The sequence below is a fragment of the Apilactobacillus bombintestini genome (genome assembly GCF_003627035.1).
Taxonomy (GTDB): domain Bacteria; phylum Bacillota; class Bacilli; order Lactobacillales; family Lactobacillaceae; genus Apilactobacillus; species Apilactobacillus bombintestini.
The window spans coordinates 1,167,562-1,182,062 of sequence record NZ_CP032626.1 but is presented as its reverse complement, the minus strand read 5'-3'; the positions used below and the strand labels follow the sequence as shown (position 1 = coordinate 1,182,062).

Below are 14,501 nucleotides of genomic sequence, written 5' to 3'. Positions count from 1 at the left end.
AAAATTGCAATATAATAAACAGCAATTTAATAAAGTTAATGATAAAAAAATTATGAAGAAAGTTAAAAAACAATGGGTAGTAGTATCCGTTGCTACTTTGGCTTTCTTAGGTGCCTCTGCATTTGGAATGGTGAATACTACATCAGCTCATGCTGCAGATACACAAGGTACACAAAACGAAAAAGTTAAAACAAATAGTAATGGTAGTGATAGTCAACAATCTAGCAGCAACCAAGCACAATCATCAAATGGATCAAACGGTTCAGAAGGCAACACACAATCAAATGCCTCTTCTGAATCTGCTTCCGAAGCTACTGCAAACAGACAAGCTGCTTCAAAGGCATCCGCAGAATCTGCTGCAAAAGCTTCAGCTGCCGCACAATCTTCTGCTATGAGTGCAGGTGTTGCTGACTACGTTAATGGTAATAGCTCGGCACACTCTAGTGTAAGTTCCGCTAACCAAAGTGATTATTCAGATGCTTATGCTAAAGCTTCTGATGCATTTAATAACACATTAAATGGTGCTAGTGCAGCTAGTTCAAGTGAAGCTAATGATTCAAATTATTCAGCTGCTTCATCATACGCTACAACTGCTAAATCAATTGCTGATGTCGCAGTAAGTGATGCTGTATATAAAACAGATAATTCAGGATCATACGCAAATAATCAATTAGATTCTAATTACTATAGAGCTGCTTATGCCGGTGCATCATCAGCAGAAAATGATTACAACAAAGCAACACAAAATGTCGGTACAGGCGATAAAGATTATACCTACTACAAGAATACTGCTAATTCTTCATATTCTAGTAGTTATGCTTCCGGTACTCCAAGCAGTGCTAACGTAACTTCTGGATATGTAAATGGTTCTAACGCAATTTATAATGCTGATTCTGCAAAAGCATATACTGCGCAAGGTAATGATTCATATAACAGCAACAATGGTGGGGCCGATGATCCTAAGACTGCCCATGATACTGCTATTTCATATGAAAATGATATTAGTAATAAATATGATAATAATGCAAATACTGGTTTAAATGGAACTAGTGTTGAAAATATGGCTTCACAAAATAGCTTTGAATCTGATGGAGAATATTCTGATGCTTTAGCTGCAATATATAAATACAGTTATGACCATACTTTAATTCAACAAGGTATTAAAGATGCGGAAACTGGTAAATGGACTGGTATCACAAATAATTCAAGTGGTACTAATCCAACAACTGATAGTATTTATAAACCACAAGCTAATTCAGATAATTTATATGACCAAGCATATTTAGGGGCACAAGCTGCTATAAATACGCAATTTAATAATGATAGTAATGGTAGTGGTTACAAAGGTGTAACCCAATTTAGTGATAGCACTATTAGTAATTTGAAATTAAATGCTAGTCAAGCTGCTGCTTATAAAGCTGGTTACACTGATGTATACAATAATGATCAACAAGGCATTTACTATGTAAGTACCGGACATCAATTAAATTATTTGTTAACCGGTGGTGCTACAGTTGGTGGTGGTGGAACTACCAATAGTCGACTTGATGGTAATCATAAGAATATTATTAATGTTATCAATGACATTTCTCTTAGCGATAATCCTACCGGTAACGGAGGTAATAATTCTATTACCAATTACTTTAATGACTTAACTATTGATGGTAATAACCATATTGCTGACTGGGGTAACCAAAACTATGCCTTTAATAGTACTACTGGTAATCAAAATCTTCACTTACAAAACTTCAAGACTATTTATGGTGCTAACTACTATGGACCAGTAGGATTTAATGGTAATGGAGGTACAGGTAATGTTTACTTCAAAAACATTAACTATATCGGTGCACAATTATTGAGTGCAACTTCTAACCAAGTGTTCATGGATGGTGACATTAATGTAAGCCAACGTGATGGTTACTATACTTCTCCATGGCAAGCTAAAGCAACTAATGCTGGTTCTGGTGATCAATTAAACTTGGATATTGCAAACTTAGTTCTATCCAAGGGAGCCCATTATTTTGGTACTTCTGGATATCAAACCGGATCAGCAGTTGTAAAAGTATCTAATGGTAATGTTACTTTGTCTGATGATTCTTCTATGACTGTTGTTTCTAGAGGAACTGGAGGAGAAGGTAGTGCCTCCTATGGAATTACTATTATGGGTGGTTCTCTTAATGTAAATAAAAATGCTAATTTAAATGTTATTCCCGATGTTAATGCTAGTGGTGTAAGTAGAGGTGGTATCTACGTTTCTGGAACTGGTGCTAATGCTAAGTCAGTTACCGTTGATGGTGGACGTATTAATATAGAGTCTGCTAATTATAATAATGCAGCTAATAATTCTCTATTATATATTGCTGCTGGACAGGTTTTAGTTACTAATGGTGGTGTACTTCAAGCAAAAGCTACGGGACTAGGTACTAGTTCTTATGGTGGTTCAGGATTAATTTATACTGCTGGTGGTACATTGAATGTAGCTAACCGTGGTAATTTAATTTTAGCTATCCCGGATGGATCAGGTACATCTAGTACTTATATGATTGATGGTAATTTGACGGTTAATGATTCTGGTGATAGTCACGTTATCATAGATAAAGGGAATCAAAATTCTCCAGCTAATTTTGTAACAAGTGGTACTATTAATTCATACACTGGTAAGGTTAATGGAAAAATTTATTACAATTATTCACTAAATAGTAGTAACCAAGTTAATGCTTTAGATGAAAATCTAAATTCGATTACAAACCAAAGTTATAATTCAAATTCATTGAGCAATGGGAGTCCCCAAATATTAGATATTCAAAGTATTCCTTCGGTATATTTCTCTAGTCCTTTAACTACTACTGAAACCACTAATGATGGTCATACTTATATTCATGTTAAGGGATATGCTAAAGTTTCCGGATACGATAACGCCGTAAACAGTGGTGGTTCCGACGCTGATTATGCTAAAAATAACAAAGTATATATACAATATGCTGCAGGTAATGTAACTGGTACTTCATATGATGCTTATGGTAACTCAACAACTGGACCGGCTGGTTATCATGATGGTGGAATGAATCCATTAACTAATGTTTCTGCTGCAATTAAGAATGATAAGAACATTAGTAGCACAACAGGTACTGTAACAAATGGTGAAATTACAGCTGATAAGAATACTTATAATGATGTGGCAAGTCCTAGTCAATCAATTATTCCAATTGATTTTACTATTGATTCTACTTCCAGCAATCCTGTGCAAACCGTGGGTGTTTATTTAAGATATGGTGTTAACGGTGTTAATATGACTGCAATGCCAAGTAATAATGCTTCCGGTGGTAGTAACTATCAATCGACCATTGAAGGATATCAATCTGACGGAAACGGTGGTATTCAAACCGCTTCTGGAGCTAATGTGCAAACCGCTTCAGGTAAAGGCCAAGATTCTGAAGATGGTTATCAAGCTGCTTTAACAGATTTCCAAAATGGCACTAAGAACGTAGATATTACTCGTTATGGAAGAAATAAAGATTATACTTCTTCTTATGATAGTGTTATGGCTGGACTAAAAGCAGTGACTCCTGATTTATTGCATACATTAGGTGTAGATGACATTTCTAAAGCACCAGATTTTGATCAATTAACTCCAGATCAAATTAATAAAATTCAGGGTACTGATGAATTTAAGAATTCTGGGAATCAAACTGCATATATGCAAGCTATTAAGAAGGCATATGGTGACTATTTAGCAAGTCGTGATGCTGCAAATGCTATTGCTAATGGTGATCCTAATGCTGCAACAAAAGTTCAAAACGATAGCAATAATGATAGTGCATATAAGAATAATTATGCTAAAGCATACACAAATGCCCAAAATGCATTAAATGATATAGCAAATAATAACAATAAACAAAATAGACCTAATGATAATGATAAAGTGGGACAAGAAGTTTATGATAAAGTTCAACAACAATATTCTGATGCTCAAAAAGCTATGACAGACGCTGCTAGTGGTACTACTAACAATCCAAACAAATTGGATGCGGATGCATATTCAGCAGGACAAAATGCATATAAACAAATTATGCAGGATATTCAAAGTGGAAATGGTAAACAAGATACTAATAAAGCGCCATTGAATCAAAAATCCCCATTGGAACAAGCTCTTTACAATCAACAATTTGATGCAATTAAGCAAAAGTATGATGATGGACAAAATGCTGCCTTAAATGGTACTAATAACCCAACAGATAGCAATGATCCTGTATACAAGGCAGCATATAATGCAGTTAAAAATGGATTTAACAACGGTACTGACCAAGATAAATCTACTGCTGATGAAAAGAACACTGCAGCATATAAAGCTGGACAACAAGCTAAAACTGATGAACAAACCGGTGCTCAAGCAGCTATGAGCAATGCGGATGCTAAATCTGATGACCAAGCTACTAAAGCAGGACAAGATGGTTTACAAGCAACCAAGGATGCTTATGCTGTTGCAAGTGGTAAGTTAGCTAAACCAGATTTGACAGGCAAGTCATTAGCATATCAAGATGCATACAATGCTGCTCAAACTAATGCTCAAAAATTGGCTCAAAGTGCGCAAGATGACTATAAGAATGGAGTCACTACTAATACACCAACAGCAAATAATGGTAAAGGTGTAGATGCTATAGCTTACAATTACATTAAACAAGCAGCCCAAAATGGTGCTACCGATGCTATTAAATCAAACAGTTCCGATACACCGGCTACAGGTACATCAGCTGCATATCAACTTGGATACAATATTGCTAAAGGTGAAGCAGATGCTGAAAATGGTGTTACTAACTCTACTAACCAATCTGATGATTACAAGAATGCTGTTAAGGACTTTAATGACGCCATGGCTAGCGGTGAAACTAAAGACCCAAGTGCTCAACCTGATGCCAATGCTGATCAAGTAACCAAAGATGGTTTTGCTTACGGTCAAGGTATTGGTGCATTTAAGAATGCTCAAAATCCAGAAGCTACAAATGGTGGAGATGGATTGTCAGACAAGCAAAAAGCAGCATTTAACTCTGCTAAGTCTGGTTACGAAGCAGCGATTGATAATGATGGTACCAATCTAAAACCAACTGAAAAAGCTCAGAGAGCAGGTTATGAATACGCTACTAGTCTAATAAATGGAGCAAATGCTTCTACAGCCCCAAGTGATTCAGTTCAAAAAGCTGCTTATGATGATGTTCAAAATGCTCTAGCACAAGCTAAGCAAGATATAGCTGATGGTAAGCAAAATCCAAGTGCCAATACATCAAATGCTAAAAATGCGGATGTTTACACTAGAGCATATAACGCAGCTATGAAGGCATATGATGCTACAAATATCACTCCAAGTTCAAATGCTACGGATACTGCAGTTGGAATTGGTAACAGTGATCCAATTGGAAAAGCTGCATTTAGTAAAGTTAAAGATGATGCATTGAATCATTCTGGTGCAGAAGACTTTATTAATGGTAAAACTAATAAATATTCAAATGATAATAATTACAATCCTGGTTATACAGAGGCTCAAAAGGGTTATGTAGATGCATTACATGGAAAGAAAGATTCAAGCGATACATCTGCAGCATATGTTGCTGGTGCTAAAGCAGCTTCTAATGATGCACAAGCATTCCAAAATGCTGAAAATGACAATAAGGATAATAATAATCCTGCAAACCAAGGTGCTACTGATGCTATAGATAAAGTTCAAGCAGCTAATGGTGATGTTTCTAACTTACCTTATTTGACTACTGATTCAGGAAAATCAGCTTCATATATTAATGCATATAATGCTGCATTAGATGACGCTAAGAAAGCTGCTACAGATGGTATTGCTTCTCAAACAACTCCTGCAAACGATAGTACTAAGTCAAATGGACCAACTCAAAAAGCTCTAGCTAATGTTTACCAAGCTGCCGCTAAGGATGCTCAACAAGGTTATGCTGAAGGTTTAACTGGTAATGATCCTCAAAAATCAGGAAATGCCAGCGAAAAAGCAGGTAATGATCAAGGTAAGAAAGATAGAGATGCTTATGAAGCTGCTGTTAATGATTTTGCTAAGGGTATAACAGATCCAACACAAGCAACAGATTCTAAGAATTCCGCAGATCCTGTATATAAAGAAGCACTTAAGGCATTACAAGATGCTAAGAATAACAACACACCAAATTCAGATGATGATAAATCACCTGTATATGCGGTTGCTAATTCACAAGCCAAAGGTGCTAATGCTGCTGAACAAGCAATTGCTAATGCAAATAATGGTACTAATGGCTCAACTCCATCAGATATGACTATTGATCAAGTCCCTGCTGACGTTAAAGACAAGCAATCATATGTAAATGCATATAATCAAGCTATTGCAGGTTATAAAGCTGGTTTAGCAGGTACTGATACAGATAAATCTGCTTCCAATGATTCAGCTGATCAACAAGCATTTAACGCTGGTAAAGATGCTGGTGATAAGGCACATGGTGCTAACGATGCATTGAATGGTAAGAAATCTAAGGAAGACGTTGCTAATGATTTGAATAGTGATGATCCTGCTAAGAAGGCATATGCACAAGGTGTTACAGATGCTAATGATGGATATGCCAAGGGATTAAATGACAGTAATTCAATGTCACCACAAGATTTGTCTAAACAATCTGCCGCTTACCAAAAGGCATATGCACAAGGACAAAATGATAAAGCAGGTTACGATGCAGCTAGAGGACAAAGTGCCCCAGATGCAAATAATATTCCTGACGGTATTAAGAATAATACCCAAGCTGCTAATGCTTACCAAGGTTACGCTGCTGCCGTTGCTGCTGTTAAGAGCGCTAATGGAAATGCTCAAAAAGCTCAACGTCCAGATAATTTTGATAGTCAATCTTCAGATTACAAGGCAGCATATCAAAAGGCCTTAGATGACGCTATCGATGCAAACAAGGCTGGTCAAGATGCAATTGCTAACCCATCAGCTTCTGATGCTTCTCAACGTCCAAGTGATTCAGCAATGGCTGCTGTATATGATGCTGCTAAGCAAGATGCACAACAAGGTTACGCTGAAGGATTAACTGGAAAGTCTGCTAAAGATTCTAAAGATGTTAATGAAGGTGCCGGTGTAAATGCTGGTGCTAATGATAAAGCTATGTATGAAGCTGCTGTTGACGATTTTGCAAACGGTATTACTCCTGATAATGCATCTACAAAAGATGCTACAAATGCTTCCAATGATGTATATAAAGAAGCACTTAAGGCTCTAGAAGATGCTAAGGATAATAAACAACCAAGTTCTGATGATGATAAGTCACCTGTATATGCGGTTGCTAACTCACAAGCTAAAGGACAAAATGCTGCTGAACAAGCTATTGCTACTGCAAATAGCAATTTAAATGGTTCAGATCCAGCAAATATGACTCTAGCTAATGTTCCTGCTGGCGTTAAGGACAAGCAATCATACATGAATGCTTATAACGATGCCATTAAAGGATATGAAGCTGGTAAGAAGAACGATTCAAGTTCTACTGCAACTAACTCTGACCCAGCTGATCAACAAGCATTCAAGTCAGGTAAATTAGCAGGTGATACAGCCCGTGGTGCTGATGATGCATTGAACGGAACTAAGTCTAACGATGATGTGGCTAATGACTTAAATAGCAATGATGCTGATAAGAAAGCATACGCACAAGGTGTTACAAACGCTAATAATGGTTATGCCGATGGATTAAATGGTAATACTGATTCTGGTAATACTAACAATTCACCTGCATATCAAAAGGCATATGCACAAGGACAAAATGATAAAGCCGGTTATGATGATGCTAAGAAATCATCAAATCCTGACGTAAATAGTGTTCCTGATGATATTAAGAATAATACTCAAGCAACTAACGCTTATAAAGGTTACGCTGCTGCCATTGCTGCAGTTAAGAAGGGTAATGGAAATACTCAAAAATCAGACCGTCCTAATGAATTTGGTAATCAAACATCTGATTACAAAGCTGCATATCAAAAGGCATTAAGTGATGCTGTTGATGCTAATAAGGCTGGTCAATCTGCAATTACTAGTCCAAACGATACTAATAATAATCAACGTCCAAGTGATGCAGCACAAGCTGCAGTATATGATGCTGCTAAGCAAGCTGCTCAAAAGGGTTACGCTGAAGGATTAACCGGCAAGGCTGCTACATCTGATAGCAACGGAAACGAAAAAGCTGGTCAACAAGCTGGTCAAAATGACAAGGCTAAGTACGAAGCTGCTGTTAAAGACTTTGATAATGGAATTACTGATGCTTCTAAAGCAAGTGATAAATCCAATGCTAATGATCCAGTTTACCAACAAGCATTGAAAGCATTGAATGATGCTAAGTCAGGAAACACTGATAATGCAGATAATTCACCTGTATATGCGGTTGCTAACTCACAAGCTTTAGGTTCTAAAGACGCTGAGCAAGCAATTGCCAGTGCAAATAATGGCTCAAATGGCTCTGCTCCAACTCAAATTAAAGATTTAAGTGATCCAAGATTGAGTAACATTTCAGCTACTGATAAGCAATCATACATGAATGCTTACAATGAAGCTGTTGCTGGTTACAATGCTGGTAAGAGTGATGATTCAAAAGCTACAGCAACTAACTCTGACCCAGCCGATATCCAAGCATTCAATGCTGGTAAATTAGCTGGACAAGCTGCTCGTGGTGCTGACGCTGCACTTTCTGGTAAAGCAACTACTGATTCTGTAAAAGGTGATTTGAATAGTTCAGATTCTGCTACAAAAGCATATGCACAAGGTGTAAAAGATGCTAATGATGGTTATGCTGATGGATTAAATGGTAATAACGATTCTGGTAATACTAACAATTCACCTGCATATCAAAAAGCACAAGCACAAGGAAAAGCAGATGCAAGTGGTTACAATGCCGCCAAGAATCAAGACACTCCAGATTCAAATAGTGTTCCATCTGATGTGCAAGGTAAAGGTAAACAAGCTTCAGATGCATACAAGGGTTATGCTGATGCAATCAAAGCGGTTGAAAATGCACATGGTGATTTGAGTAAGATTGGAAAACCTAGTGATAATCAATCCAATGATTACATGGCTGCTTACCAAAAGGCATTACAAGATGCTGAAAAGTATGCACAAAATGGACAAAATGCTGTAGCCAAGTCATCAGATAAAACTGCTGATAAATCTGATGCTACTGATAAGGCATTACAAAAGGTTTATGCTGATGCTAAACATGATACTAACAATGGATTTGCAGAAGCTGTAAGTGGTAAGGCTCCTTCATCAACTAACAATGCTAATGAACAAGCTGGTATTGATGCTGGTAATAAAGTAGCTGATGCTTACCAAGCTGCTGCTAAAGACTTTGCCAATGCAAACGGTCAAATTAGTTTGAATAGTATTCCAAAGAAGTATGATGATTCAAAACAACAACAAGCTTATGAAGATGCATTGAAAGGGTTAGTAGATGGACAAAACAATGGTTCTAATACTAATAATCCTAACGATATTTCTCCTGTATACGATATTGCTAAACAACAAGCACAAAACGTTGAAAATGCTGTTGCTGCTGCTAAGAATATCCAAAACATTAGTACTACTACTCCTAACCATAATAATTTGTCAAATGTTACTGGTTATAGTAATCCAGATAACAAAAATGATATGAATGATTCATATGATGCAGCTGCAAACGCATATAAAGATGCAATTAATCATAATGATCAAGCAAACAAGCCAAGCGACACCGCTTCTACTGCTGCTAAATTGGCTTATACACAAGCATACAAAGCTGCTACTGCTGCATCTGATAAGGGTCTAACCGATTTTGGTAATGGTAGCACTAATGAACCTGGTAATTCTGCTGATAATGCTGCTTACGATCAGGCTAAAACTGATGCGCTTAGTGGTTTGAATGATGGATTGGCAAATCCAAGCTCAATTGATGCTACTAAGCAAGCTAACAACCCAGCATATGCACAAGGTGTTGCTGATGCTGTTGCAATTAAAGCTGCTGCACAAGATGCCGTAAATGGTACTCCAGAAGCTGGTAAAGCAGGATTAACAGAAGCTCAAAAGACTGCATACGAAAACATCCAATCTGCTGCTGATGCAGGTCAACAAGAATATGAAAACGATGTAGATAAATATGCTGGTAAGACCGGCAATGATTTGAAGGATGCTGCAGAAACTGCTGCTAAGAACAAATACAGTAATGATCCATTGAGACAAGCTGCATTTGCTAAAGCTATCGAATCTGCTGGAGATGCTTTTGGTAATGGTGCTAATGCATTTGCAGACGGTAGCCAAAAACCAAGCGGAATTTCTGCTGCTGGATACCAAGCTGCTCAACAAGCATATGATGCTGCAATTAATGGTACTGGAAAACCAGAAAAGGAAAATGGGCATTACCCAACTCCACAAGGTGTTACTCCTTCTGATCAATACGATAATACATTTGATGCAGCATACGACAAGTACAAAGCTGCTGCGGATAAAGCTGCTCAAGATACTGCCGAAAATGGTGGAACTGCAACAACTGCAGATGTTAAATTTGCCAGTCATTCTGACAATACATCAACTACTGCTAAGGAAAAGGCTGCATATAATGCTGCAGCTAATAAAGCTGCTCAAGGTATTGCAGGTGCTAAGTTGAACGATTCAACTAAGGATGCTTCATATGGTAGCACTGGCAGTGATGGCAAGTTTGTTCCAAATGCTGACATTGCTTCACAAGCATACGCTGGTGCTAAAGCTGGTTATGCTGATGGTAAAGTTGGTGCAAATAAGACAGATCTAAACAATGTAAGTCCAGCATTTAAGGCTGCTTATGACAAAGCTAATGCTGTTGCTAGTGCAGCTGCTAAAGCCGGTGTTGCTGAATTTGCCAATGCTTCTGCTAAGAGTTCTAAAGATGGTCAAGATGATGCAGTATCAGCTGCTCATAATGATGGATTTAATAAAGCTCAAGCAGGTTACAATGCTGCTATTAAAGATGCAAATTCTAGTGTTGATCACAGTAACGATACAGGTGCTAAAGATGCTAACTACATGGAAGGTGTCAAACTAGCTCAAGCTGCAATTAAAGCTCGTCAAGCTGTTGAAGATAATGCTGATGCACCTAGTGATTCAGATACTACAGGTTCTAATGTAAATCCTGATGTATCTGGTGCCGCTAAAGCTGCATTAGCTGCTGCACAAAACGCATTAACTGATGGAGCAAAAGGCAATACTGCCAACCAAGCTACTCCTGATGCTAATAAAGCCTATGGCAAGATTTACCAAGACACTTATAACCAAGTTCATGCAGAAGTACAACAAGCTGCTGAAGATGGTGCTAAAGCATTTGCTTCAGGTGGTAAAGAAGGATCACATCTAGATCCATCAAGTGATAAATCTGCTAAGGCTAAGGCAAATGATGAAGGTTACCAAGCTGCACAAACTGCTTACAAGCAAGCTGAAGATAACCCAACTGATGCTAAGGCTTCTACTACAGGTTCTACAGTTGGAGATGCTGCTCGTGAAGCTGCTAAAGCTGCCTTTAATGATGTTGCAAATGGTACAGATACTAGTGCTAGTTATCCAGATGGTAGTAATGATCCAATCGCACAAATCAAACATGCTGCTTACCAAAAGGCTTTAGCTGAAGCTAAGCAAAATGCTTCTAAGGGTGCTGAAGCACTATTTGACAATAATGGTAATAACTCTACTGATGGAGCTACTGCTAAGGCCAACGCAACTACTGCTGCTGACCGTGATTACAATGCTGGATTAGCAAATGCTCAACAAGCATTAAAGGATGCTCAAGCAAGTGATGCAAACGCTAGTCAAGGTAATAATGACAGCAAGTATCCTGCTTCTGATAATCCACAAACTGATGCAGATAATGTTTACCATGCAACCAGAGATGCATATAAAGCTGTTGAAAACGCAACTGCACCAATGACTGAGGAAGCATTGAATGCTAAGGGTGCTGTTTATGCAGCTGCATACAAGAATGCTCTTGCATATGCTAAGTCTGCTGCAACTGCTGGTTCTAAAGATGCTAATGGAAACCAAGATAATGGTGGTAGTTATGGAAATAACTATGCTGCTAAAGCCGTTTATGAACATGCTAGAGATGCTGCTCAAAATGCATATACTGATGCTCTACAAGGCAAACATGCAGATAAAAATGATAAGAAGTATCAAGGTACCGATAAAGGTTCCGTAGCTTACCAAGCTGCTCAAAATGCTATTAATGATTACGAAGCAAACAATGGTATGGCTAAGAAAGATCATGCTAAGGCAGGTATCAGTGATGATAATGCCGATACTTACAATACCTTCTATGGTAAAGCATTAACTGATATTGATAATGCTGCCAAAGCTGGGGTTAAAGCATATGAAAATGGTATGAATATTAATGATATTCCATCTGTTGAAGGTAATAATTCTGCATTAGGTCAAGTAGCTTACCAAGCTGCATTACGTGCACAAAAGGCTCACGATGATGTCATTAAGAACAACGGCAATACTAGTGATGCTAACAAGGGACTTGTAAATGATCCATCATACAAGGCTGGATTAGCTGCTACTAAGGATGCTGTTAATGGTGAGCAAAAGGCTATGAGCGATGCTTCTGTAAGCAATGCTCCTTCTGCTGCGACTGATGTTAATGGAAATGCTGCATTCAATGGTACTGTAGATGGTTACAATAAGGCTGCTAAGGATGGAAGCATCAAACCAAATGATATTGACAACTACATTGCCAAGAATCTAGCTAAGAAGTCAGTTGCTTACCGTGATGCCTTCAAGAAAGCTTACTTAGATGGTTTGAAGCAAGCTAAATCAGGTGTAGATAATGCATTATCCAATGAATCAGATAAAACTGCTGGTAAAAAGGGTGCTGCACAACAAGCACAAACACTTGCTTACAATGATGCTAAAGAAGCTTATCAAGATGCCCTTAAGGGTGTGACTGATTCATCCAATACTGCTAACTCAGTTTCTGCACAAGCAGGACGTGACAAGGCTTCACAATTCATGCAAGCTCTAAAAGATGTATCTGCTGGTCATCCAAATACTGGAAACACTGATACTAATTATCAATTAGGTTTAAAGACAGCTGAAACTGCTATGAACAATGCAATCGCAGATGCTAAAGCTAATAAGAAAGTTCCATCTGACATGAATGATATTGTGGTTCCAAATGGATTAGATTCATTAGCTTACCGTGATGTATACGCTGCTATTCTAAATGGATTTGGTAATGGATATGGTGATAAATCTGATAATCCTAACTCACAAGATGTTTACTATCAATTAGCATTTAAGCATGGATATGATAAGGGTAAAGCAAGTATTCCAACCGATACTACTGCACCTTTAGACTTCATAGATTACAAGACTAAGCCTAACTTTACTGATCCTGCTGTATCTAAAGCTTATGATGAACAATACAAGCAAGCTAGCGATGGATTCTTCGATGGTTTGAATGGTCGTTCTGCTGATAATAAGAGTTCATACTACAAACAAAATTACCAAATTGCCTTAGATGGGTTGGCTGGTATTAAACTTGCTAAAACTACTAAGAAACGTGAAGCTCGTGGCATTGTTGCTACTAAAGATTCTGCATTTGGTTATGGCTACCGTGGTTATGAATTAGGTCTAGCTGCCGCAAAACGTAATGCTAGAAAGCATAAGAAGTTTGCACCTACTGACCTAATTGGTAAGAACCGTATGTACGTATATGCATACAAGCAAGCATTGAAGGCAGAAACTAAACGTCAAGAAAAATTAGGTAGAAAAGCCGCTTACAAGCGTGCTAAATCTGGTCATTACATGATTAGAGGCCTAAAATCTCGTCATTCAGTTGCTTATGTACGCTCATATGTCAAGATGTACAAACGTACCTTTAAACGTCACATGCCAAGATACATTTACAACATCAGAACTATCTTTACTCACAACAAGGTTAGATATGCTCGTAAGACTAGAATTAAGAAGTTTACTTACACTAAGCGTTACAACTCAACCGTATTCCATGTAGTGGGTGTTAAATTCACCAAGCATGGTACTCCTAGATATGTTCTAAAGAGTGGTCGTGTGGTAACTGCAAATTGGAATTATGTAAGAAACGCTTACTACAAGCACAACTTCAAGACATTCCATGTAATTAAACCTGCTGGTGTGCTAGTCCATGTTTCTAAGAAGTTTGGTAGAGGTAACGCAGTAAGAAGAATTACTCGTGGCCAAGCCTTCAAGATTAGAAAAGTCGTTAAGTATCATGGCTTAACTCGTCTATACATTGGACATGGCGAATATGTAACTTCCAACAAGACTTACGTTAAATTTGGAAGAAAATAGATTAATATAATCTAAAAAGACATACACATTTGTGTATGTCTTTTTCTTTTGCGTAGAGTGTTTAAGTTTTTCTTAAGATTGCCCCGGAAATGAAAAAAATAGGCATTTACAAGGTATTATGTAATAGACCTAATTAACCAAGGGGTGATATAAA

Annotated in this window: 1 protein-coding gene; it reads left to right on the top strand. The window is 37.7% G+C overall.

Features of this window, described 5'->3' with window-relative positions:
• The first annotated feature begins 4 nt into the window (after positions 1 to 4).
• A complete protein-coding gene (locus D7I45_RS05795) occupies positions 5 to 14,347 on the top strand; it encodes a DUF5776 domain-containing protein (protein WP_120784767.1) in 14,343 nt (4,780 codons plus the stop codon).
• The last annotated feature ends 154 nt before the right edge of the window (positions 14,348 to 14,501 follow it).